Consider the following 22,783-nt stretch of genomic DNA (forward strand, 5'->3'; position numbering starts at 1 on the left):
TTGGCTCGCCAGGACATATTTTGCCAAAAGTGCATCACTGGCTGGAAAATATGTACAACGGCTGCCCGAGTTTTCCAAACCTCCTGGTTTTTTGAGGAAGCGGGAATGTCTGGTCCTGAAGCCTTGCTCGAACTAGGCATAAGGCAGAATGCTGAAACGCATGAAACCGGCCGTGTCCAGCACGTTGAGGGGCATTTTGGCAACCTGTTGTTTGACCGCGCTGTGTATTCTGAGCGGTAGCTGGCGTTTGCCGACCAGGGTCCATACTGGTGCCCGGCCAGCGCTTTGGACAGTCGACCAGATACCGGGTAATTCTTTTTCCAGGGCCATGACCGTAGCTGTACGGACTATGCCGAGTGTTGCACGGTGTTCTGCCAGTGCTGTAAAAACAGCGTGCTCTGAACCTTCTGGAACCCATATCACCGGTCTGTTACCGGCCAGGCGGAGCAGTTTGGCTTTAGCCAGTGAGCGGGCACTGCAGTAAGGGCTGGCAAAAGCAATGCGCAGGGGACCCGTGGATGGCGCAGCGCCGGATGACGGCATATCCCTACGAATAACCGCCAGGCCATGCATGTCACTGCGTGGAACTGACCGGGCAATAGGCAGCATCTGCGTTTTTTCCATGGCGACCATTCTGGGGGTTAGCAGGGCGAAGTCAAATTTGCCAGCGCGCCCATCGGCGACAAAACTCTGTTCGTTATGGGGAATGACCAGCTGCACAGGAAGTCCCGTGGCTTCATTCAACGCCTTTTGCAGCGGGGCAAAAATGCGGTATGCCGCTATTGGTGTGAAAGTGGGCGGGATTCCCAAGGTCATGGCTTCTTGAGGCACTTTGGGAAGCAGTTTGACACCGTGTATTTCTTGATAAAGCGTGCGAAGCGCATTGTAATCTCCATCATTAACGGCTTTAAATCCTGCTGCCAGACCGCCAAGAGCCTGAATGCTGGCGGGATCCTGCATTTTTGCTGTCAGCAAAGCGGCGGTGAGTTTCGTGCGGACGCTGGCGGGCACACCGGCGGAGGCCGCCAGCAGGTCGCCGGGGCCTACCTCGGCATCGGCAATGGCGCGCAGGGTTCCGGAATGGATATAGGGTGCTGCCACGTTTTTGGCAACCGCCGTAGCATCGTAAAAACGCGCAGCCACATCCATGAGCGCACTCTGGTCCGATCCACTTTGCCGAAAAATACTAAAACTTTTGGGAGTCATCCCCAGCTCACGAAACATGGACAAGGGTACCAGCGAGGATGCCGCACAGGCAGGATCCCCCATGACAAAGCTGCGGTTCCTGAGTTGTAACACGTTGTGGATGGGGCTGTTACGGCGCACGACAATAACACTATGGTTTCCGCCGGGAGTGGGAATCACCCCGGCGAGAGGGTAGTAAGCCTGTTGATGGGCACTGCGGATGTAAGCAATAGGACAAAAAAACACCATTTGCGGAGTCTTTTGGTCGGCCTGATTGTAAAAGCTTTGTAGATTGGCACTGAAGCTCAGTGTGATTTTTTGATTAATGGCGTGACTTAAATAGTTGGCCAGCGGTGTGAATGCGGCATACATGACTGCCGGGCTGCTGACTGGGGGCAGCAGAAAGCGTAAATCGGCTTGCGCTGGCAAGGTGAAACAACAGAGAATCATCCACAGCCAGAGCTGTCTTTTGGTATTCATAAGAAATTCCAGAGCCGTTCGGATAGGTTCAAATTGTAAGCAAAAGGAGTGCCAGATTCATGTCGGTTCCTGAAAGTATGAATCATTTTAATGCGCAGGGCGAAGCCCACATGGTCGATGTTGGCGCCAAAGCAGTGAGTACGCGGATCGCCATTGCAGAAGGCGAAATCAACATGTCAGAAAGCACCTTCGACCACATTACCGAAGGGCAGATTCGCAAAGGTGATGTGCTCGGAATTGCCAGAATAGCCGCCATCCAGGCCACAAAAAGAACCTGGGAGCTGATCCCTTTGGCGCACCCATTGTTCTTGACGGCTGTTCAGGTGGACCTTATTCCTGAAACTGACCCCACCCGCATTGTTTGTCGTGCAGAAGTACACTGTGCAGGGCAAACCGGCGTGGAAATGGAAGCATTAACTGCCGTATCTGTTGCATTGCTGACCATATACGATATGTGCAAGGCAATAGACAGGGGCATGGTCATCAGTGACATCCGCCTGCTTAAAAAGGAAGGCGGCAAGACGGGCCTCTGGGCAAGAGAGGCCCGCTCGTAAACTTCAACTACTTGCCGCGATGCGGGCTGGAGCTATACCGCATCATGACATCCGTATCTTTCCAGCTGGCTTCCTTAAGAATTTCATCTGGAATCATGTAACGATCCTGCGGAGCTACATCCTGGAATTTCACCACGCGCAGCACATCTCCATAGGGTAGCTTGCGCAGCAGGCCATCTTTGTCGGTGGCCCGAACGATCATGGCATCCTTGAGCAGGGCATATACGTAGAAATTACCGGGGCGCAATTTACCTTCCTTATCCTTCCAGGTCACGGTAATGCGGGAATGTTCTTTGAAATCGTTGCGAATCATGAATGCATCTCCTTGGACTAAGCGCCACTAAACTAATCATCGTCCCTACCACAAAGCAAATAAGGACTACTTATTACAAAATCAAAAACGCTGACTTGCTTTATCAGGCACGCTCCGCCAAGATTTCGGCGATAACGGGATGTCCCCGATTTGTTGCAGCCAGGCGCGAGGTACAAATATGGCTACGGTTATGGAATTTGAAGACCACAGCAAGCAGGAAATCAAGTACACCACTTGCTACATGTGTGCTTGCCGTTGTGGCATCAAAGTCACTGTAGAAGACAATAAGGTACGATTTATCCAGGGTAACCGCAACCACCCCATCAATCAGGGTGTGCTTTGCGCCAAAGGCTCTGCAGGCATCATGAAGCAGTATTCGCCGGGTAAATTGCGTAATCCACTGCGGCGTAAGCCCGGCACCGAGCGTGGGGCTGGAGAGTTCGAGGAAATTTCCTGGGACGAAGCTATTAACACCCTGACCGAAAGATTGGCCCATATTCGCGCCACTGATCCAAATAAACTCGCCTATTTTACGGGACGAGACCAGATGCAGGCGCTCACCGGATTGTGGGCGCAGCAGTTTGGAACCCTGAACTGGTCGGCTCATGGCGGCTTCTGTTCGGTGAACATGGCTACGGCCGGATTGTATATGCTGGGTCACGCGTTCTGGGAATTTGGTGATCCGGATTGGGATCGCACCAAGTATTTCATGCTCTGGGGTGTGGCCGAAGATCACTCCTCTAACCCCCTGAAAATCGGCCTGGAAAAACTCAAGCGTCATGGTGGCAAGTTTGTCGGAATCAATCCTGCGCGTACGGGGTATCAGGCTATCGCTGACGAGTGGGTGCCCATCAAGCCTGGTACCGATGGCATGCTCGCTTTGTCCATGGTGCATGTTCTGCTTCAGAACGAACAGTTCGACTGGGATTTCCTGCTACGCTATACCAATGCCCCTTTCCTGGTCGTCAACACACCGGGCAAAGTGGGTGACGGTCTGATTCTGCGTGATGCCGAAGGATATCCCATAATTTGGGATATCCAGAAAGAATGCTTCGCCAATGGCATGGAAGCGGGCTCAGCCGGAGCCATGTTTGGAGAATATACGGCCCCCGACGGCAGGCCGGTGCGTACGGTCATGTCGATTCTGGCGGAACGTTATCTCAGCGACGAATTTTCTCCGGAAAATGCCAGTAAAATTACGGGCATTCCCGCCGAGACCATTGAACGGCTGGCGCTGGAAATGGCGCATGTGGCTTTCAAGGAAAGTATTGAAATCAATGTAGAGTGGACGGACTGGGCTGGACGCAAGCATGACAAGTTCATTGGCCGTCCGGTTTCCATGCACGCCATGCGCGGTATTTCGGCGCATTCCAATGGCATGCAGTCAGCTCGGGCCATTCACTTGCTGCAGGTACTGCTGGGTACGATTGATTGTCCCGGAGGCTTCAGGTCCAAGGCACCTTACCCCAAGCCCGTGCCGCCAGCAGTCAAACCCGCTCAGCACAGTGCGCCCAATACGCCACTCAAGTCTTCGCCGTTGGGTTTCCCCACCGCACCGGAAGATCTGGTTATTGATGAAAATGGTCAGCCCAAGCGCATTGATAAGGCCTATTCCTGGGAAGCACCTATTGCCAACCACGGCTTGATGCACATGGTGGTCACCAATGCGGTCAATAAGGACCCCTATGCTATTGATACCCTGATTTTCTTCATGGCCAACATGAGCTGGAACTCCACCATGAACACGGGCAATGTTCAGGATATGCTGAAATCCAAGGACGAGAATGGCGAATATAATATTCCCTTCCTCGTGGTGGTAGACGCCTTCCATTCGGAAATGGTCAATTTCGGCGATCTGATTCTGCCAGATACCACGTATCTGGAACGTTATGATGCCATCTCGCTGCTGGATCGCCCGATTTCCGAGCCGGATGCCATTTGTGATTCCATCCGTCACCCAATTCTCCAGCCCGACCGTAATGTGCGTCCCTGGCAGGAAGTCATGGTGGACATTGCTGGTCGTCTCAAATTTCCGGCCTTTACCAAGGAAAATGGAGAACCCCGTTTTTCGGGTTACAAAGATTTCATCATCAACTACGAACGTGCTCCTGGTATAGGTTTCCTGGCGGGCTGGCGTGGTGAAGATGGTGAAACCCACTTGCGTGGGGCACCAAACCCCAATCAATGGGATCGTTACATCGAAAACCAAGGATTTTTCAAGTATCACTTGCCGGAGTCCATGGCTTTTTATCGCTTTGCCAACAAGGAATACCTGGAGCTGTCCCAGCGTATTGGTTTCAATCCGACGGCTGATCCCATCATCATTGAACTGTATTCCGAGACCTTCCAGCGTTTCCGTCTGGCGGGCATGGGTTTATACGATGGTCCTCAGCCCAAGGATCCGGTGGATCGTGAGCGTTTGGCAACCTATTTTGATCCGCTGCCAGCTTTTTATGAGCCGCTGGAACAGCAGCGCGTGGACAAAAAAGAATACCCTTTCTTTGCCGTCAATCAGCGCCCCATGATGATGTACCACTCCTGGGACAGCCAGAACGCCTGGCTGCGTCAGATTATCGCCCAGAACTATATGTATATGAACCGCAAGCGCGGTGAGCAGATGGGGATTGTCGATAAAAGCTGGGTGTGGGTGGAAAGTCACAATGGTAAAATCCGGGTGCAGGTCAAGCTGATTGAAGGTTGTCAGGAAGATACCGTCTGGACCTGGAATGCCATTGGTAAACAATCTGGAGCCTGGGGCCTGAAGCCGGAAGCCGCTGAAGCAACACGCGGTTTCTTGATGAATCATCTGATTTCCGAACTGCTGCCAGCCAAGCAGGGGGAAAGACGTTTGACCAATTCAGATCCCATTACTGGCCAGGCGGCCTGGTACGATCTGATGGTCAAAATATATCCGGCGGCACCAGGAGAAGAAGGCACCTGGCCCGTATTCCCAACCATGAAGCCTTTACCTGGTGATACCCCAGCACCTGACGTGCTGCGTTACCATACCCACAAGCCCGTCAATCTGAAATCCTGACGTGCCAAGGAGACTATTATGAGACTCGGTTTAGTCATTGATCTGGACACCTGCGTGGGCTGCCATGCCTGCGCGGTGGCTTGCAAAGAATGGAATACCAGTGGCACCACAGCGCCGCTGACCGATTATGATCCCTACGGCGCCAAGCCATCCGGGGTCTGGTTCAACCGTATCCGGCATTTTGAAATAGGGGACTATCCCTACAACAAAACCGTCAATTTTCCCATGTCCTGTATGCATTGTGAAAACGCCGAATGTGTGACGGTTTGTCCCACCGGAGCTTCCTACAAGCGCGCCGAAGACGGCATTGTTCTGGTCGATCAGAACAAATGCATGGGTTGTAATTATTGTTCCTGGGCTTGTCCTTATGGCGCCCGCGAGCTGGATCGCGTCTCCGGAACCATGAAAAAATGCACCCTGTGTATTGACCGTATTTATGATATGGAAATTCCGGAAGAAGAAAGACAGCCTGCCTGCGTGCTGACTTGTCCGGCTCATGCCCGTATGTACGGCGATCTGGACGATCCGGAAAGTCCGGTTAGTCGTGCGGTGCGTGATCGCGGCGGCTATCAGCTGATGCCCGAACTGAATTACAACCCTACCAACCATTATTTGCCGCCCCGTGTTCATGCCCCGATCCCCACTGAAGAGCTGAAGAAAAAAGCAGTTCGTAAAGTGAAAGAATGGGTCAACCGCGTTGTTGAGCGTTAAGGAGATACCATGCATCCGGCACTCGCAGTTATTTTTCTGACGCTTTTTTCTGGCGGTGGTTTTGGCATTATGGCCTTGACGGCCATCATCAATGATTTTCAGATTGATGGTGGGTTAAATCCCTTGCAGACCATGGTGGCAGTCATTCTCTCGCTGGTTTTTGTCAGCATCGGCATGCTTTCGTCTACCGCGCATCTGGCAAACCCCAAGAACGCGTGGCGGGCTTTTACCCGTTGGCGCACCTCCTGGTTAGCCCGCGAAGGTGTTTTTGCGGTGTTATATTATCCTTTTGCTTTAGCCTATCTGGTCTGGGTGTTTTTCACGGCAGGTACACAGGATGCGGTAGGTTTGATTCTGGTGAATCTGGCCGGTCTGATTGGCTTGATCACTATTTTCTGTCAAGGCATGATTTATGCCGTGCTCAGAACCATTCGCCAATGGAATACGGCACTTGTACCTGCTAATTTTTACGTTATGGGTTTGGCTATTGGCGCCACGATTCTGGCTGCCGAGCGAATGATCATGGGAGCACCGGCGCTTACCCTGGTGGGTATTGCCCTGGGTCTGCTGGTCGCGGCAGCGGTCATGAAAGGCATTTATTATTTCTGGATTGGTCGTCCAAACGGTCCGACCATTCGTACGGCAACAGGTTTCAACCGCTCAACCGTGCGTATCCTCGAGCAGGGCCACACTTTTGGTACCTTTTTGACAGAAGAGTTCGGGCATACCTTGCCCAGTGCCAAGGCGCGCAGTATTAAATTCATGATGTATATATTTGCCTTCATTATCCCGGTGGCCGCTCTGGTCATCGGCTTCCTGACCGGGCAATTATTTTTCGCATGGCTTGCCATTGTGTCCGTGGTTTTTGGCATCGGGGTGGAGCGCTGGCTGTTTTTTGTCGAGGCGCAACACGTCATCAATCTGTACCATGGCCGGCAGCAGTGTTGAACTGAGTCTGAAAAGAGGACTAGTATAGTTTCTTTGCAGTTTTACTGAGGTGATTGGATATGGCGCAGGAAGTGTTTGCTCTACCGGCACGGGAATCCGCTTTGGTGGATCGTTTCGGGAGGCGGATTACTTACCTGCGTATTTCCGTTACGGAGCACTGTAATTTCCGTTGCTCCTACTGCTCACCGGCAGAAGGTACTCCTTTTTTTGCCAGAAAAGATCACCTTCAGGTCGATGAGTATGATCGCCTGATCGGGATTTTTGCAGGCTTGGGTGTGCGCCACATGCGCTTTACTGGTGGTGAGCCCCTCATACACCCGCACTTGCCTGCTCTGATTGCTGCTGCCCATCATCATGGGATTGGTAAAATCAGTATCAGTACCAATGGTCTGTTACTGGCTCGCAAAGCCGAATTGCTGCAACAATCCGGGGTCAATAATCTTAATGTCAGTCTGGATAGTTTGGAACCGGAAGTATTTGCCCGGGTCACCCGGGGTGGAAATCTACAAGAGGTTCTGCAAGGTATTTCTGCCGCAATCAGTGCTGGTATTCCCCGTATTAAGCTGAATGTGGTGCTCATGCGTAGCGAAAACGGCCATAATCTCGCTGATCTGGTGCGCTACGCTTTATCTCAGCATGTTGATATCCGTTTTATTGAAACTATGCCCTTGGGTCAGGCCGGAAGTGAAGCGCAGAATGCAGAGTATTTCAGCGCCAGCGAAGCCAGGACGCTCATCGAAGAGGAACTGGGTACCTTGTATCCGGCCTTTCGGCCTACGGATAATGGTCCCGCCCAGCTTTTTCAGTTTGCAGAACACCCACGTTCGCAAATCGGATTTATCACGCCCATCAGCGATAATTTTTGTGCCACCTGTAATCGGGTCCGCCTGACTGCAAGTGGCCGACTGGTATTTTGTTTGGGCCAGGAAAATGGTATGGACCTGCTACCTTCGCTGAGAGGGAGCAGCCGTAACGAAGAAATTGCCGATGAAATCCGCGAAAGGATTTGGCAGGATAAACCTGAACGCCACGAATTTGTCACAGATCCGGAACGTTCTTCGCGGATTTTTATGATGCGTTTGGGTGGATAATGGTGCTACACGTGAACGAATACATGGTGTAAGCTAGCAGATGACATTATTTTATTAATTGGTGAATAGCTTATGTACGGTTTTCAGGAAATCACGGCAGATCAACTCAAGGCCTTGAGCGATCAAGGTGATGAGTTCATTCTGGTGGATGTGCGTTCTCCCGCAGAGGTGGCACGTGGTATCATCGAAGGAGCCCGGCACGTACCCTTGCACATGCTGCCGATGTCTCTACAGCAGTTGGATAAATCCAAAACGGTGGTATTTTATTGTCTCAGCGGTGGACGTTCAGCCCAGGCCGCAGCTTTTGCCGCTGCTCAGGGTTTTGGGCAAGTGCTTAATTTGCGTGGTGGAATTTCAGCCTGGGCGAATCGTGGGCTGCCTATTGGTCAGTTACCCGGTTGATTAGCATTTTCTAAAATAGGGGTGCTTAATCATCAAATCAAAATATTTGCCTTGCTGTTCCCCCTTTTCCTGATACAGTCTTGCAGGTAGTTTTCAGACATCAATAACCTTAGGAGGTTAAACCATGGTACAAGAAGATCAAGTACTCGACGCACGTGGCCTGAATTGCCCCTTGCCCATCCTGCGCACCAAAAAGGCTCTCGGTGAGCTGACTTCCGGTCAGGTTTTGAAGATCGTGGCCACTGATCCTGGCGCGGTAAAAGATTTTGAAGCATTTGCCAAGCAGACCAAGAATCCTCTTTTGGAGCATGCTGAAGCAGCCGGCGAATTTATCTTCTTCATCCAGAAAGCATAATTGAATGAGGTTGGGCTGACGGCCTGACCAGGAGTAGAAAATGGACGAGAAAAAACTGGCAATTGTTGCCACAAAAGGAACGCTCGATTGGGGATATCCTCCCTTTATCCTGGCGTCCACTGCTGCAGCCCTGGGTTACAGTGTGGAAATCTTCTTCACCTTTTACGGCCTGCAATTGCTCAAGAAAGATCTGAGTCATCTGCGCGTCAGCCCCCTGGGTAACCCGGCCATGCCGATGCCTGTTCCCATGCCTACCCTGATGATGGTGTTGCCGGGTATGGAAGGAATGGCTACATCCATGATGAAAAGCAAAATGAAAGCCAAGGGCGTAGCCAGTCTGGATGAATTGCGCGAACTTTGTGTTGAAGCTGAAGTAAGAATGATCGCTTGTCAGATGACAGTCGATCTTTTCGAGTTTGATACAGCTGACTTTATTGACGGGATTGAATTGGGCGGTGCAGCGGCCTTTTTTGAATTCGCCGGTGAGTCCGATATCACGTTGTTTATTTGAACCAATGATCTGCGCTGCGGGTCGAACAGGTACGACGTATTAATTACGAGCGAGGAGCGAGTAGATGGCGACTTACGCTGAAATGAAAGAGATGTTTGACGAAATCCGTGCGGATTTTCGTTATGACCACGAACTCAATGGATGTCTGAATTGTGGCATTTGTACGGCTACCTGCCCGTCGGCGCAGTTCTACGATTATAGTCCCCGTGAAATTGTCCAGTTGCTCTGGACCGAAAACGTGGAACAGATTTATGACGCAATGCAGGAAAAAATATGGGCCTGTGCCCAGTGCATGACCTGTGCGGCACGTTGCCCTTTCAAGAATTCTCCCGGTGGACTGGTCATGATCATGCGCGAAGTATCCATTCGCCACGGTATGCAATCGGCCAAAGATGTGTTGCGCCCCTTTGGTCGCGTAATGCTCAAACTGATTACCACGGGTAACCAGCTTTCTCCTGACATGATCCAGCCTGATCATTTCCCGGACTGGGGCCCTAATATTCAGAAAGTTGAAGGAGATTTGCGGATTCTGCGCAAGGCAATCCCAGTTCGCACCTTGCAAACGGTAGAAACGGCATGGGAAGTATCCCTGAAAACTTCCGTAGAGATGTACACCATCTGGGAAATGACAGGTGTGCTGAAGTCTCTGGAAACCATGGATGAAAACCTCTTCGACGTAATCGAGGATTTCATTGATGAAAAGCGGGAAGATTATGAAGACTGGCTCGAGAGCCAGGAAGACTGACGGATTCTAAGGAGATCGTTATGAGCGACAACAGCACGCAGCAAGGATTAGCGGGGCACGGGGCTTTTTTCCAGGACACGAACTTATCGGCCAACGAAGCGGAAGCGGCCACGGCGTGGGTACGCAGTCACGTAGACCGTCGCACCATGGACCTGGGCGAGCGTATGGACGACATTCGCGAGCACATGTGGGCACTGGAAAAAGAAGGTGAAATTATTGTTCACCGCATCACCGATGACCACAAGCCCATTGAAGTAGACACCCTCTATGGCTGGAAAAAGCGGGTACCCACCAATCAGCTCTGGCATCACAAGAGCTGCGGTCAGTGTGGTAACATTCCCGGCTATCCCACCAGCCTGCTCTGGTTCATGAACCACTTTGGCACGGATTATCTGGACGAAACCGACCAGACCTCCTGCACCGCCTGGAACTACCACGGCTCCGGCATCGGCAATGTTGAATCCCTCGCCGCCGTCTTCCTGCGCAACTTCCATCAGGCCTATGTCTCCGGCAAGCAGCACGGCTATGAAAACGGTCACTTTTTCCCACTGGTCCACTGCGGCACCTCCTTCGGCAACTACAAGGAAATTCGCAAGTATTTGATTGAATCTGCCGAACTGCGCGAAAAGGTCAAGAAAATCCTCGGCAAGCTCGGCCGTCTGGTCGATGGCAAAATTGTCATTCCCGAAGAAGTCGTGCACTACAGTGAATGGTTGCATGTCATGCGCAACCGCATTGCCAGCGAACTGCAGACCATCGACATGAGCAACATCCGGGTGACCACCCATGCGGCCTGTCACTACTACAAGATGGTGGCGGAAGACGCGATTTACGACAACAGCATTCTCGGTGGCAACCGCACGGCCGTCGGCACCTCGGTCGCCCAGGCGCTGGGAGCCCAGGTCATCGACTACTCCACCTGGTATGACTGCTGTGGCTTTGGCTTCCGGCACATCATCTCCGAGCGCGAATTCACCCGCAGCTTCACCATGAACCGCAAGATCAAGGTCGCCCGGGAAGAAGCCAACGCCGACGTCATGATTGGCATCGACACCGGCTGTATCACCACCATGGACAAGAACCAGTGGATCGGCAAGGCCCATGACATGAACTACAGCATCCCGATCATTGCGGACGTGCAGCTGGCCGCCCTGGCCTGTGGCGCTGATCCCTTCAAGATCGTCCAGCTCCAGTGGCATGCTTCACCCTGTGAAGATCTGGTGGAAAAAATGGGCATCAGCTGGGACAAGGCCAAAGCCGACTTCCAGGAATATCTCAAACAGGTCGAGCAGGGGAATGTGGAATACCTCTACAACCCCGAACTCGCCACCAACCAACATATCAACATGAAAGCGGGCGCTTAAGGAGAAAAATCAGTGAGTGCACAGGATACAGTATTAGTCGTAGGTGCCGGCCCAGCCGGTCTGTCAGCAGCTGCAACCATCGCTTCGATGGGCAAGAAAGCGGTCATTGTCGAGAAGGAAGATATTCTCGGCGGTGCCCCGATCATCTCCGGATATGCCAAACTGGTTCCCTCGGGTGAGTGGGCCAAGGACGCAATTGGTCGTATGGTCAGTCGGGTAGAAGGGGACGGCAATGTGGCCATTCACAAATCTACCAAAGTGACCACGGTTGAAGGGGAAGCCGGTAATTTTACGGCGACTCTGAGCAACGGTAACAAAGTCGAGGCCGGTTCTATAGTGTTGGGTACCGGTTTCACCCACTTTGACTCCATCAACAAGCCGGAATGGGGTTTTGGTACCTATGAAGACGTACTGACCACCACGCAGATGGAACAGATGGTTGGTACGGGTCAAATTACCTGTCCTTCGGATGGACGGGTGCCCGAGCGCGTAGCCATTCTACTCTGCGTAGGTTCCCGTGACCGTCAGATTGGTCGTGAATGGTGCTCCAAAATCTGCTGCACCGTTTCCACGAATCTGGCGATGGAAATCAAGGAGATTTCACCGAGCACCGACGTGTTCATTTACTACATGGACATTCGTACCTTCGGTCTTTACGAAGACAAGTTCTACTGGAAGAGTCAAGAAGAGTACAAGACCAAGTTCGTCAAGGCGCGTATTGCCGAAGTCACCAAATCACCGGACGGCCGTTTGCTGGTGAAGGGCGAAGATACCCTAGTCAAGCGTCCTATCGTGATTCCCATGGATATCGTGGTTCATGCTATCGGTATGGATCCCAATGCTCTAAATTCTGAAATTGCCAAGACTTTTGGTATTGGTCTCGAAAAACACGGCTTTATTGATCGTGCCGAGCAGTACACCAATAGCCAGGGAACGACGCGCAAGGGTATTTACGTGTGTGGCGCGGCTACCGGCCCGGAAGATATTGATACTTCGATTGCTCAAGGGCAGTCAGCTGGTTCACGAGCAGTAGCCGATCTCTTTGGACAGCAGAAAGTTGCCAGCTGATATCTACCAGGACAGGAACGAAGAACATATCGTTCCAGCCACGCTGCCCATTGAGCTCGACAAGGGCCTGCTCAATCGTTCTTTCTATGAACTGGAAGAAGCTTTTGAGGGACAACAGGGACTTGCCGATCTGGTGAGCAGCATGGCAGAAAAGACGGCAAGTTTTCGCCGTCTGCTACTGGAAGAACAGCAACCTCTGACCGAAACACAAATGGAACATCTCGTCGCACAGATGTTTACGGCACGGAGGAAAATATGGCCGCTCATTGAGGAACAAGGTGCGGCCAAGGTTGGGGAGTTGATGCGCGATCTGCTTACCGGACACGGTGATCTGACGCAGCGCATGGCAAGATTCGAAGAAGCCTTGCCAGCTACCGGAAAAGTCAAACGTGTCATCAGGGATGTGGCTGCTGAAGTCCTGCACTTCAGTGACCCCGAGCGGTATCCTCTGATGACCCGCTGGGTCTGGGATCAAGGAACTACTTCCGGAGCCATTCGTGAGTTTATACGTGGTGGTGATTACCTCACGGATTTCCCTTTTGGCGAGAGTCCCGAAATGTTTGAGGGGCTGCGTCAGTGGATGCGTGAAACACTGCTGGAGTTGGGCGTATATCGTGATGTTCCCTACATGGTGGACATCATTCTCGCTCATCAGTATTCACAGTATGTGCGGGCAATGGCGGAAGGTTTTTTGCGTTCGGACTTTGGCGGTCAGACCGACTTTACGGAGCAGATTCGTAAGTTGCTGGGTGTTGAAGTGCAGCGGCGGATGGGCGGGTCTCGCATCAAAAGAGACGACATTCATTGATGAATTAGGGTTTAGGAGCAGCTATGGCTATTCATGAAAAAACACTGATCGATCCAGATCGGATTTTACAGCACGACCATCTGGTAGTGGACGGAGTGGATGTTTCAGGGTCCTGGAACACGATGATCACTCCCCGTACGCTCACCGACTATGAAGAAAATTTCGAAAAAATCATTCAGAGCTACAGCGGTGGCGAGAATGTGCATCGTTGTTGGCAGTGCGGTTCCTGCACCAACTCCTGCACCATGTATGCCCAGAACGTGGACTTCAATCCCCGTTACTGGATTTATCTGATTCGTCTGGGCCTGAAGGCCGAGTTGATGAAAGATAAGGACATCATCTGGCAGTGCGTGTCCTGTAACAAGTGCACCAACATCTGCCCCAAGGACGTGCGTCCTGAAGGCGTCATGAAAGCCACCGCACACTGGATGGAAGATAATGGGCTGACCCCCAAGACCCTTTCCACCCACTTTGACGAAGAATTCACCCATCAGTGTATTGAGTTTGGTCGTATTGAAGATACCGAAGTCATGATGGGTTTTTACAAGCGTTCCAACCAACCTCTGGTGCAGGCCTGGATTGTTGAGTTCGGAAAGCGGCTGTCCAAGGGGTTACCTTTGGGGCAGTTGGCGAAAATGGGTATGAATGTTGTTTTCCGACCGAAAACCAAGTCCTGGGGCAAGACCGGAGAAGTACTCGCAGAATATGTGAAAGCACAGAAGGAGGCTGCTCATCATGGCTAAGGTTGCATATTATCCGGGTTGCGCGCTGGAAGGTTCCGGCGGCCCCTACGACAAGTCCACGCGCGTTCTGGTCAAGGAACTTGGCCTGCAGATGGAAAACCTCGAAGACTACAACTGCTGTGGTGCCATGGAAGTGAAGAATATTCACCCCATGCTGCAGACTTACATGTCCGCACGCAATCTGGCCATTGCCAGCAAATTGCAGGGTTGTGATACGGTGATGGCCCCTTGCAACGGTTGTTACCGCAATCTGAAGCAGACGGAATATGAATGTGCCACTTCCGAAGAAACCATGAAGACGGTACAGGATCTGGCGGATAAATCCGGTGATCCGGTTTATGACGGGGATGTGCGGACCTTGCATGCGCTTGAGTGGTTCATGGAAGAAGTCGGTCCTGATGGCATCAAGAGCAAGGTCAAAAAAAGTCTGAACGGTCTGAAAATTGCCAATTATTATGGCTGTATGTACACCCGTCCCCGGCAGATCTTCCCGGAAAAAGACCAGGGTCCCGGCTCTGAATCCAGCTATGCACCGCATTTTATGGACGACCTGCTCAATGCAGCGGGTGCCGTAGCCGTCGATTTTCCCTTGAAAACCGCATGTTGTGGTGGTGCGCATACCCTTTCTGACTCGGATACCTCCACGCAGTTGGTGTTGAATATCCTCCAGGCAGCCGAAGACGCCGGTGCTGAAGTTATTGCGACGGAATGTCCGACCTGTCACTCCGGTCTGGAAATGCACCAGGTACGTGCGGAGACGGAATTCGGTATCAAATCCAACGTCAAGGTCATCTACTTCACCCAGTTGTTAGGTTTGGCTATGGGCCTGTCTGCACGCAAGGTCGGTATCCCCGATAATGTCAGCGATTCCATGGACCTGCTTGCGGCCAAAGGTATCGTATAACAAGGTTGGGAAGCGCCCCGTAAAGGGGCGCTTTTTTTTACCTGCCGCTGTCGACAGGGGGAGGCTATGGAATGTAACGGATGCGAATTTCGCGCCGAATTATATTATGATCAGGAGTGTCAGATCTGGGTGCGTCGCGAAGGTGACGGAACGCTGACGGTGGGCATGACGGATATTTCTCAGTCTATTGCAGGTAAAATTTTGCACGTGCGGGTGCGCCGTCCGGGCACACGCAGGCCCGTAGGCAAGCCCGTGGCAACCATTGAAAGTGGCAAGTGGGCGGGACCTGTTCCTAATGTATTTGATTGCGTGATCGATCTGGCCAACGAAGATGTGCTGGAAGATCCCAATCTGCTGAATATTGAGCCTTACGAAGCATGGATTGCCCGGGTTCGCCCGGTGGCATCCGTGGACGTAGCGTTAAAAAAACTGTCTACTGGGGATGCGGCATTTGAATTGTATCGGCAGCGCTGTCTGCGCGACGACATCCATTGTGAACGGGGTATGCGATGAGTGATCATTATTTAAACGATGACGGTGAAAAGTCGGTGGTTATTGTGATGACCAGTGGACCAAGTACCGCCCATCGTTGTGCTACGCCTTTTTATCTGGGGTCGTTGTTGTCTTCCATGGACGCAGAGGTTAAGATTTTTTGCACCATGGAAGCAGTAAAACTCATGAAAACAGGTGTTGCAGAAAATTTGGCAGCGATGGAAGGTGGAAAACGGATTATTGATTTTATCCGTGATGCCAAAAACGCCGGGGCGCAACTGTATGTATGCAGACCGGCACTGCCTGGATATGAGATTGAAGCGGACAACCTGATTGATGAAGTGGATGAAGTAGCTTCAGCAGGTGACCTTGCTGATTTGATTTTGTCTGTTGACCGGCTATTGTTTTTTTAATTTAAAACCCGAAGGAGAAAATGATGGGAACTGTACGTGGCTGTGAAATCCCCGAAGATTTGATGTACAACGTTGATAACAACGTTTGGTTGCGCAAGGAAGATGACGGCAGTGTCACCATTGGTATGACTTCTTATGCCTGTGCTCTGGCCGGCCAGATTGTTTCCTACACCCCCAAAGGTGCTGGAAAAGACATCAAGAAAGACAAGTCTGCCGCAACGGTTGAATCCGGTAAGTGGGTAGGTCCGCTGAAGAGCCCGGTGAGTGGCACTGTGGTTTCCAGCAATGATGACGTAGCCAAGGACCCGGGCCTGATCAACAAGGACCCTTATGGTAGTGGCTGGATTGCCAAGTTGACTCCAGCCGACTTTGCGGGTGATTCTGGCGAGCTGAAAACCGGTGCTGACGCTCTGGCCGCTTTTGAAGAAAAGATGACGGCTGATGGTTTTGGCGGCTGCTGAGTTATTCAGATAGCCCTATCCAGTCAGACGGCCGCATTTTGCGGCCGTCTAGCTTTCTTAATGGTTGACAAGGATGGAAATTAATATGAACCCATGGTTAAACGCTGTTTCGCAAGTGGAAGCATTAGAAGATCTGACGCTCAACGCTGATCTGGTCGAATCCATGCGGGAGCGGTGGTCTGGCCTGGCTGGCAGTCAGGTGGGTCGTATCAATTTCTATACCCCTTCATTCAAACACCACGAGACTTCGGAAGTTTCTGCTTGTGGTAAAAATGCGTTCCCGGCCATCTCCATTACCGGTGGTGACTGCAAACTCCAGTGTGACCACTGTAAGGCCAAAATTCTGGAACCCATGATTCCGGTACGCAGTCCTGAAGAACTGGATCGCCTGGTCGATCAGATTGTTCTGGACGGTGGTCGTGGTCTGCTCCTGTCCGGGGGGTCGGACCACCAGAATGTGGTCCATTATGAACCGTATTTCCCCATGGTGCGTAAAATCAAGGATCGTTACCCCAACCTGCAAATTGCCATGCATACGGGTATTGCCACCCCTGAGTTTGCCAGAGGCATGGAAGATGCGGGCGTTGATGTAGCGATGATGGATGTGATCGGCGCCCAGGACACCATCAATCAGGTCTATCATCTGCGTCGCACTGTGGATGACTTTGAGGCGGCCCTGGAGGCTTTGGTTGCCACATCAATGAAGGTTGTTCCCCACATTGTCATCGGTTTGCATTATGGAGAACTGCTGGGTGAGTGGAATTCGCTGGAAATCATTCAACGGCATCTGCCCAGTGCCTTGGTGCTGGTCGTGATTATGCCCCAGTATGCCTCTTCCAGTCGTCCTTTTGTGACCCCGCCCACCGATGAAGTCGGTAAATTCTTTATGGATGCCCGTGCTGCACTTCCAGAGACTCCCGTGTTGCTCGGTTGTGCGCGCCCATCGGGCGTTCATCGTTCCATTACCGATACCTACGCGGTCATGGCAGGTCTCAATGGTGTGGCATTCCCCTCCGATGGTATGTTGGCATTGGCCAAACATCTGGAACGGGATGTGTTCGTGACCCCGTCCTGCTGCTCCATGATTGTCGGCGAAGAAGTGCTCAGTATGGGCGACGAGTCCACGACCATGCCTCTGGATTACGTACCTGCTGCTCCAAAGCGTCGCACCCAATTGCGCGATATTCCCATCGTCTTCACGGCCTGAGCAATGTACGTGGTACTTGTGAACAGCTTGCCGCAGCATCGGGTTCACCCGCAATGAACCCTGTTGTTCAGGCTCCCTGGCTGGTCGTGGATACGGGTTTGCGTCCAGCCGATGAAAACATGGCGCTGGACAAAGCCTTGCTGCAGGCCATGGCCGATCAGGCCATTCCCAATATTTTCCGCTTTTTGCGCTTTGAAGAATCGGCGCTGGTGGGTTACCACCAGTCTCCGGATCAGGAATTGAATCTGGATTTTTGCCGGGAAGAGAGCATTGCTGTGCAGCGCCGGCTTACTGGTGGCGGTGCGTTGATTTTTGATCCGACCCAAATTGGCTGGGAACTGGTCTGTCATCGGGATGCTCTGCCCAAAGGTGACATGGCGGCAGTCTCCCGACAAATATGTCTGGCGGCTGCGGCAGGTTTGTCGAAGCTGGGGGTCAATGCCCGTTTCCGTCCGCGTAATGATATTGAAGTGGAAGGCAAAAAAATCTCCGGTACGGGCGGTATCATGGACGGCGATGTTTTGCTTTTCCAGGGTACCGTGCTGGTGGATCTGGACATACCCAGAATGCTGCGGGTCCTCCGGGTTCCCGTGGAAAAGCTGGATGCCCATGCCATTGCATCAGTAGCCGATCGGGTCACCAGTTTAAGAGCTCTGCTGGGCGCAGCGCCTGAGCTAAGCATGGTTCAAGAGGCCCTGCTGGAAGGTTTCCGCTTACACTTGGGGCTGTGTTTTGAAACAGGAAAAATGCCGGAACCGGTCATGGCCTTGCTGCCCGAGATGTTGACTGAAGTCCGCGATCCGGAATGGTTGGGTGTGAATAACCGTGCCCGCGACGGTATGCCACTGCGCAAAGCCAGTCTGCGTGCGCCGGGAGGAACCCTGCAGGCAGAAATCCTCTGGGATAGCTTTGGTAATCGGGTGCGTCAGGTGCATTTCAGCGGCGATTACTTCATCCAGCCCCGCCGCGCCATCGTCGATATGGAAGCCGCCCTGCGTAATGTGCATCTGAATGACGTGGACAGCATTCTGACTGAGCTGTTTGTGCAGCAACATATTGATGGCTTTGGTTTGCAGGCTGAACACTTCGCCAGTGTGCTGCGTATGGCAGCGGAGCAGCCATGAATAACATCAAGCTGGATCTGCTGATTGTCGGTGCCGGCCCGGCCGGAACTGCCGCTGCCCGTGCTGCCGCCGATAAGGGACTGCGGGTACTGTGTGTGGATCGTCGGGCACAAATTGGTATTCCGGTACAATGTGCAGAATTTGTCCCCATGCCCTTATTGCGCACTGTTCATGAGACCCGGGCGCGGGTGCAGGATGTGGCAGGCATGATGACCGTTCTTCCCTCCGGCTTGGAACACCATAGTGTCTTCCCCGGTATCATGATTGACCGGGGACGTTTTGATCAGGGACTGGCAGAGCTCGCTCAGGCCGCCGGGGCTGAGGTGAAAACACGCAGCACCTTTCTTGCCTGGGATGGTCGCCACGCCCAAATCAAGTTGTGTTCAGGTGAGCTTCAAGCGGTTGAACCCTTGCTGATGGTTGCCGCAGATGGTCCGCATAGCCCGGTTGCTGAGGCGATTGGGTTGCCCCATCAGCAGGTGGTTTATACCCGGCAATACACGGTACCCTTGAGTCATCCCTATGCGGATACGGATATTTTTCTGTCTGATGCTTTTCCAGGTGGTTACGGCTGGCTGTTTCCGCGTGGACCCGTTGCCAATTTGGGTTTGGGGGCGGATAAACGCTTTGAGGATAATCTCAAATTACCTCTCGAACATCTCCATCAGCAGATGGTGGAGCGCGGCATTATTGGCCCAGAAGTGCTCGGTAGAACCGGTGGCGCCATACCCGTTGGCGGTTTGCGCCCCATGATCCACGGTAATGTTTTGCTTTGTGGGGATGCCGCCGGATTGACGCATCCCATTACGGGTGCTGGCATCCCTGCGGCGGTCATCAGTGGGGAAGCCGTCGGTTTGGCCGCTGCCGCTTTTCTGTCCGGCGATGAAGACGCGCTGGAAAGTTATGAAGAAGATATGCAGGATCAGTTCGGACCCGCTTTGCGCCGGGCTGTGCAGCGCAGAACATCTTTGGAAGCTGTATGGCGCAAGCCTGCAGCCCGGGAAGACCAGGTAATGCGATCCGCCTGGATCGCTTTTGATGAATACTTTGCCGCTTAAGGCAGATTGACAGGAGGAACGTCCATGAGTGCGGTAGTCGAAGAAAATTCTCAGACCCTAAATTTTTATCGCCCGGATTATTTCGTCAAAACACCGACGATGCGTTCCCCGGACTATGTGCAGTTAAGTACGGCGGCAGCCATTACCCTGGGTCTGGTGCCCGGCGTGATGCATCGCACCTCCTGTACCAACTGCCTGAATCTGCTGATGACCTACCCGGAAGGTTGCCGCGCCAACTGCACCTACTGTGGTCTGGCCCGCCATCGCGAAGAAAGCCGCGATTATGCCGACCGCAATTTCATTCGGGTGGACTGGCCGACGGTACGGGTGGACGAAATGCTCGAACGCATTGCCCAGAACAGCGACAAGGGTGATTTTCAGCGCATGTGTATCAGCATGATCACCCACCCCGATTCAGACAATGACACCATGACCATGCTCAAACGCTGGATGGAAGTTGCCCCCCATATTCCGGTTTCCATTCTTTCCAATCCGACCACCATGGAAAAGCAGGATCTCATCAACCTCAAGGAAGCCGGTGCGGACATTTTTACGGTAGCTCTGGATGCGGTAACCCCCGAAATTTTTGAGCGGACCCGTGGTAAAACCGTACAAAGCCCGCATTCCTGGGATAAATACTGGCAGACCATTGAATGGGCCGCCGAAATTTATGGGCCGGAAAAATTTGGCGCCCATCTGATTTGTGGCATGGGTGAAACCGAACAGGAAATTCTTGAAGTCTGTCAGAAAATGAAGGATATGGGCGGTCATAATCACATGTTTGCCTTTTTCCCGGAGAAGGGTTCCATGATGGAAGACTGGGATCCGGTTCCTCAGGATCATTGGCGTCGCGTTCAGTTGGGCCGCTTCCTCATTGACTATGCCGGTGGCCGCTACGATGACATGAAATTCGACGAATATGGCCGGGTCGTGGACTTCGGCTACCCCGAAGCAGAGCTGGAAGACATTATCAACTCCGGTAAGCCTTTCCAGACTTCCGGCTGCCCCGGCAAAGACGATGAAGAAGTCAGCGCCTGCAACCGTCCCTATGGGGATTCTTCGCCCTCGGACATTCGTTCTTTCCCCTTCGCCCTCAACAAGGAAGATGTGGAAATCGTGCGTCGGCAGATGCGTTTGCAGGACCTGCAATTCCCGGGCTGACAGGCTTTTGGGATGAACATCCAGCCGATTCATGATAAATTGGCTGAATGAAAAAGGGGCTTCGGTCCCTTTTTTAATGGGGATTCCCCAAAATCCAGTAATATTTATTGTTGCTAATATACCCATATTTTAAGCGCTGATAATTGGATTAAAAAATTGATAGATCAACGTTCTTGCAACACTGTTCCCGATAAGACACAATCACCGTGTCATTAGCGACACAACTGTGGGCGGAGGATACAAATGAAAAAATCACGGATTTTAGGAGTAACAGTAGCAGCAACTCTGGCAATGGGAATTTCCAGCAGTGCTTTTGCAACGAATGGATATCAGCTGATTGGGATTGGTCAGTATGCCATGGGTATGGGTGGCGCGGTTGTAGCGGCTCCTGGTGACCCTATGGCCGCTCTGAGCAATCCTGCGGGCCTTTCCTGGATAGCTCCTCAGGTCGCATTTTCGGCAGAGGTGTTTAATCCTACGCGTTCAACCAATTTCGGCTTTGGAAATATTGGAAGTCACACCAACATTTACGCCGTACCTTCGTTAGGTTGGGTCGCCCCTGTAGGTCATAATCTGGTTTTTGGTGGCGGAATGTATGGTACTTCAGGGCTTGGAACGAATTATATTCAGTCTATCCCTGCGCCATTCAATCAGGTATTGGGAGATTCAGTACTGGCGACCAGTAACATTCAATTATTCCAGATGTCTCCTGCTATTTCCTGGAAAGTTAATAATCACATGAGCCTTGGTGCAGCACTGAATATTGGTTATGAATCTGCGTCTTTTCAGGAAGTTTTCGGTGGTCCCCAGGGACAATCCGGTTTTAACCTGGCAAGTCCAACTTCTGCATACGGTATCGGCTTAACCTTAGGTATGATTTACAAAGTAAACCCTATGGTTACCTTAGGCCTTTCATACAAAACGCCGCAAATTTATACTCCGCTCAATTGGCAGGCAACTGGTCAGTTTGTTCCGACAAGCTATGATGCCAGTACAGGGAAGGTAAAAGGTGTTTCAGGTAATTCAGGTGAATATAGTGCACATCTCAATTACCCCCAGCAAGTTGCATTCGGTATGGCTATCAAGCCAACAAAGCAATGGTTGGTGAGTGTTGAGGGTCAGTGGATTAATTGGAGCGCTACTCTTGGATCATTTAATATTTATGGACCGTGGAATGGTACTAATGTTGTAAGCCTCCCCACTAAATGGAAAAATGAATGGGTATTCAATATCGGTACTCAGTATGATCTGACAAACTGGTTACAGGTTCGTGCAGGCTACTGTTATGGAACCAATCCAATAGGTCAAGGTGCTGATACGACAGCTAATCTTTTGTTCCCTGCACTTACCCAAAACTCAATTACGGTTGGTGCGACGCAGAAGCTCGGTAAAGGTTGGAAGCTAACAGAAGCTTATATGCACGGATTTAGTAATACCAATAACGGTACGCCGTTATTGCCGGGATTGGAGCCTTATGTTCAGGCAGGATATGTGCAGAATACGAGTGCAACACTGACGGAAAACTCCTTCGGTCTGCAACTCGGTTACGACTTCTAAAACCTTATCCCTCCTCAGGGTACGTGGGAGACGGGCGACCGTCTCCTTTTTTTGTGTTCAGGTTACGGGGCCGCGTTGGCGGCGCAAAATC

General features: G+C 52.0%; 24 protein-coding genes. 22 read left to right on the top strand and 2 right to left on the bottom strand.

What is annotated here, in order from left to right; all coding sequences use genetic code 11:
• Positions 1-132 precede the first annotated feature (132 nt).
• Complete coding sequence (locus H7F11_RS08760) at positions 133-1,665, bottom strand: PhnD/SsuA/transferrin family substrate-binding protein (RefSeq protein ID WP_193651113.1); 1,533 nt, start codon at positions 1,663-1,665, stop codon at positions 133-135.
• A 59-nt stretch (positions 1,666-1,724) separates the two neighbouring features.
• Between H7F11_RS08760 and moaC the strand changes: the two genes are divergently transcribed.
• The gene (gene moaC / locus H7F11_RS08765; protein WP_193651114.1) at positions 1,725-2,219 is read left to right on the top strand and encodes a cyclic pyranopterin monophosphate synthase MoaC; all 495 of its coding nucleotides are present in this window, start codon (positions 1,725-1,727) and stop codon (positions 2,217-2,219) included.
• A gap of 7 nt (positions 2,220-2,226) precedes the next feature.
• On the opposite strand, the gene H7F11_RS08770 is transcribed toward moaC, so the two are convergent.
• On the bottom strand, positions 2,227-2,532 hold the full coding sequence (locus tag H7F11_RS08770; RefSeq protein WP_010637263.1) for a hypothetical protein: 306 nt from the start codon (positions 2,530-2,532) through the stop codon (positions 2,227-2,229).
• Between the two features lie 178 nt (positions 2,533-2,710).
• Between H7F11_RS08770 and H7F11_RS08775 the strand changes: the two genes are divergently transcribed.
• The 21 genes from H7F11_RS08775 to H7F11_RS08875 all read left to right on the top strand — a co-directional run bounded on the left by H7F11_RS08775 (position 2,711) and on the right by H7F11_RS08875 (position 22,692).
• Positions 2,711-5,569 carry a molybdopterin oxidoreductase family protein gene (locus tag H7F11_RS08775; RefSeq protein ID WP_193651115.1) on the top strand — a complete coding sequence of 953 codons (2,859 nt, stop codon included), beginning with the start codon at positions 2,711-2,713 and terminating at the stop codon, positions 5,567-5,569.
• A gap of 18 nt (positions 5,570-5,587) precedes the next feature.
• On the top strand, positions 5,588-6,280 hold the full coding sequence (locus H7F11_RS08780) for a 4Fe-4S dicluster domain-containing protein (RefSeq protein ID WP_010637265.1): 693 nt from the start codon (positions 5,588-5,590) through the stop codon (positions 6,278-6,280).
• A gap of 9 nt (positions 6,281-6,289) precedes the next feature.
• Complete coding sequence (locus H7F11_RS08785; RefSeq protein ID WP_193651116.1) at positions 6,290-7,228, top strand: dimethyl sulfoxide reductase anchor subunit family protein; 939 nt, start codon at positions 6,290-6,292, stop codon at positions 7,226-7,228.
• A gap of 59 nt (positions 7,229-7,287) precedes the next feature.
• Positions 7,288-8,319, top strand: coding sequence for a GTP 3',8-cyclase MoaA (moaA, locus tag H7F11_RS08790; protein WP_193651117.1), 1,032 nt, complete (start codon positions 7,288-7,290; stop codon positions 8,317-8,319).
• Positions 8,320-8,391: 72 nt separating this feature from the next.
• Entirely contained in the window at positions 8,392-8,721 is a 330-nt protein-coding gene (locus H7F11_RS08795) for a rhodanese-like domain-containing protein (protein ID WP_024892993.1), read from the top strand.
• Between the two features lie 124 nt (positions 8,722-8,845).
• Positions 8,846-9,076: a sulfurtransferase TusA family protein gene (locus H7F11_RS08800; protein WP_010637274.1), complete on the top strand. Its 231-nt coding sequence runs from the start codon at positions 8,846-8,848 to the stop codon at positions 9,074-9,076.
• Between the two features lie 40 nt (positions 9,077-9,116).
• Positions 9,117-9,587: a sulfur carrier protein DsrE2 gene (gene dsrE2, locus H7F11_RS08805; protein ID WP_010637276.1), complete on the top strand. Its 471-nt coding sequence runs from the start codon at positions 9,117-9,119 to the stop codon at positions 9,585-9,587.
• A gap of 64 nt (positions 9,588-9,651) precedes the next feature.
• A complete protein-coding gene (locus H7F11_RS08810; protein WP_010637278.1) occupies positions 9,652-10,332 on the top strand; it encodes a 4Fe-4S dicluster domain-containing protein in 681 nt (226 codons plus the stop codon).
• A 20-nt stretch (positions 10,333-10,352) separates the two neighbouring features.
• Entirely contained in the window at positions 10,353-11,696 is a 1,344-nt protein-coding gene (locus H7F11_RS08815; RefSeq protein ID WP_024892996.1) for a heterodisulfide reductase-related iron-sulfur binding cluster, read from the top strand.
• A 12-nt stretch (positions 11,697-11,708) separates the two neighbouring features.
• Positions 11,709-12,764, top strand: coding sequence for a CoB--CoM heterodisulfide reductase iron-sulfur subunit A family protein (locus H7F11_RS08820; protein ID WP_193651118.1), 1,056 nt, complete (start codon positions 11,709-11,711; stop codon positions 12,762-12,764).
• On the top strand, positions 12,754-13,572 hold the full coding sequence (locus H7F11_RS08825; protein ID WP_010637281.1) for a hypothetical protein: 819 nt from the start codon (positions 12,754-12,756) through the stop codon (positions 13,570-13,572). The genes H7F11_RS08820 and H7F11_RS08825 overlap by 11 nt, the downstream gene beginning before the upstream one ends.
• 23 nt (positions 13,573-13,595) lie before the next feature.
• Positions 13,596-14,315, top strand: coding sequence for a 4Fe-4S dicluster domain-containing protein (locus H7F11_RS08830; protein WP_010637284.1), 720 nt, complete (start codon positions 13,596-13,598; stop codon positions 14,313-14,315).
• Positions 14,308-15,219, top strand: coding sequence for a CoB--CoM heterodisulfide reductase iron-sulfur subunit B family protein (locus H7F11_RS08835; protein ID WP_010637286.1), 912 nt, complete (start codon positions 14,308-14,310; stop codon positions 15,217-15,219). Before H7F11_RS08830 ends, H7F11_RS08835 begins: the two co-directional genes overlap by 8 nt.
• A gap of 66 nt (positions 15,220-15,285) precedes the next feature.
• Positions 15,286-15,732 (top strand): glycine cleavage system protein H, encoded by a 447-nt coding sequence (locus H7F11_RS08840; RefSeq protein ID WP_010637288.1) that lies wholly within the window; start codon positions 15,286-15,288, stop codon positions 15,730-15,732.
• On the top strand, positions 15,729-16,124 hold the full coding sequence (locus tag H7F11_RS08845; RefSeq protein ID WP_193651119.1) for a DsrE family protein: 396 nt from the start codon (positions 15,729-15,731) through the stop codon (positions 16,122-16,124). The genes H7F11_RS08840 and H7F11_RS08845 overlap by 4 nt, the downstream gene beginning before the upstream one ends.
• Positions 16,125-16,144: 20 nt before the next feature.
• Entirely contained in the window at positions 16,145-16,585 is a 441-nt protein-coding gene (locus H7F11_RS08850; RefSeq protein ID WP_226826144.1) for a glycine cleavage system protein H, read from the top strand.
• A gap of 85 nt (positions 16,586-16,670) precedes the next feature.
• The gene (locus H7F11_RS08855; RefSeq protein WP_024892999.1) at positions 16,671-17,792 is read left to right on the top strand and encodes a radical SAM protein; all 1,122 of its coding nucleotides are present in this window, start codon (positions 16,671-16,673) and stop codon (positions 17,790-17,792) included.
• Positions 17,793-17,845: 53 nt separating this feature from the next.
• Positions 17,846-18,916, top strand: a complete 1,071-nt coding sequence (locus H7F11_RS08860) for a biotin/lipoate A/B protein ligase family protein (RefSeq protein ID WP_193651120.1) — start codon at positions 17,846-17,848, stop codon at positions 18,914-18,916.
• Positions 18,913-19,974, top strand: coding sequence for an NAD(P)/FAD-dependent oxidoreductase (locus tag H7F11_RS08865; protein WP_193651121.1), 1,062 nt, complete (start codon positions 18,913-18,915; stop codon positions 19,972-19,974). Before H7F11_RS08860 ends, H7F11_RS08865 begins: the two co-directional genes overlap by 4 nt.
• A 24-nt stretch (positions 19,975-19,998) precedes the next feature.
• Positions 19,999-21,135 (top strand): radical SAM protein, encoded by a 1,137-nt coding sequence (locus H7F11_RS08870; RefSeq protein WP_010640287.1) that lies wholly within the window; start codon positions 19,999-20,001, stop codon positions 21,133-21,135.
• Between the two features lie 243 nt (positions 21,136-21,378).
• The gene (locus H7F11_RS08875; RefSeq protein WP_193651122.1) at positions 21,379-22,692 is read left to right on the top strand and encodes an OmpP1/FadL family transporter; all 1,314 of its coding nucleotides are present in this window, start codon (positions 21,379-21,381) and stop codon (positions 22,690-22,692) included.
• Positions 22,693-22,783 lie beyond the last annotated feature (91 nt).

Source organism: Acidithiobacillus sp. HP-2, from assembly GCF_015100155.1.
Lineage (GTDB): Bacteria > Pseudomonadota > Gammaproteobacteria > Acidithiobacillales > Acidithiobacillaceae > Acidithiobacillus.

Coding starts and splice junctions, on each gene's coding strand:
- H7F11_RS08760 (WP_193651113.1), bottom strand. CDS start 1,665: ATGAATACCAAAAGACAGCTCTGGCTGTGGATGATTCTCTGTTGTTTC.
- moaC (WP_193651114.1), top strand. CDS start 1,725: ATGTCGGTTCCTGAAAGTATGAATCATTTTAATGCGCAGGGCGAAGCC.
- H7F11_RS08770 (WP_010637263.1), bottom strand. CDS start 2,532: ATGATTCGCAACGATTTCAAAGAACATTCCCGCATTACCGTGACCTGG.
- H7F11_RS08775 (WP_193651115.1), top strand. CDS start 2,711: ATGGCTACGGTTATGGAATTTGAAGACCACAGCAAGCAGGAAATCAAG.
- H7F11_RS08780 (WP_010637265.1), top strand. CDS start 5,588: ATGAGACTCGGTTTAGTCATTGATCTGGACACCTGCGTGGGCTGCCAT.
- H7F11_RS08785 (WP_193651116.1), top strand. CDS start 6,290: ATGCATCCGGCACTCGCAGTTATTTTTCTGACGCTTTTTTCTGGCGGT.
- moaA (WP_193651117.1), top strand. CDS start 7,288: ATGGCGCAGGAAGTGTTTGCTCTACCGGCACGGGAATCCGCTTTGGTG.
- H7F11_RS08795 (WP_024892993.1), top strand. CDS start 8,392: ATGTACGGTTTTCAGGAAATCACGGCAGATCAACTCAAGGCCTTGAGC.
- H7F11_RS08800 (WP_010637274.1), top strand. CDS start 8,846: ATGGTACAAGAAGATCAAGTACTCGACGCACGTGGCCTGAATTGCCCC.
- dsrE2 (WP_010637276.1), top strand. CDS start 9,117: ATGGACGAGAAAAAACTGGCAATTGTTGCCACAAAAGGAACGCTCGAT.
- H7F11_RS08810 (WP_010637278.1), top strand. CDS start 9,652: ATGGCGACTTACGCTGAAATGAAAGAGATGTTTGACGAAATCCGTGCG.
- H7F11_RS08815 (WP_024892996.1), top strand. CDS start 10,353: ATGAGCGACAACAGCACGCAGCAAGGATTAGCGGGGCACGGGGCTTTT.
- H7F11_RS08830 (WP_010637284.1), top strand. CDS start 13,596: ATGGCTATTCATGAAAAAACACTGATCGATCCAGATCGGATTTTACAG.
- H7F11_RS08835 (WP_010637286.1), top strand. CDS start 14,308: ATGGCTAAGGTTGCATATTATCCGGGTTGCGCGCTGGAAGGTTCCGGC.
- H7F11_RS08840 (WP_010637288.1), top strand. CDS start 15,286: ATGGAATGTAACGGATGCGAATTTCGCGCCGAATTATATTATGATCAG.
- H7F11_RS08845 (WP_193651119.1), top strand. CDS start 15,729: ATGAGTGATCATTATTTAAACGATGACGGTGAAAAGTCGGTGGTTATT.
- H7F11_RS08850 (WP_226826144.1), top strand. CDS start 16,145: ATGATGGGAACTGTACGTGGCTGTGAAATCCCCGAAGATTTGATGTAC.
- H7F11_RS08855 (WP_024892999.1), top strand. CDS start 16,671: ATGAACCCATGGTTAAACGCTGTTTCGCAAGTGGAAGCATTAGAAGAT.
- H7F11_RS08860 (WP_193651120.1), top strand. CDS start 17,846: ATGAACCCTGTTGTTCAGGCTCCCTGGCTGGTCGTGGATACGGGTTTG.
- H7F11_RS08865 (WP_193651121.1), top strand. CDS start 18,913: ATGAATAACATCAAGCTGGATCTGCTGATTGTCGGTGCCGGCCCGGCC.
- H7F11_RS08870 (WP_010640287.1), top strand. CDS start 19,999: ATGAGTGCGGTAGTCGAAGAAAATTCTCAGACCCTAAATTTTTATCGC.
- H7F11_RS08875 (WP_193651122.1), top strand. CDS start 21,379: ATGAAAAAATCACGGATTTTAGGAGTAACAGTAGCAGCAACTCTGGCA.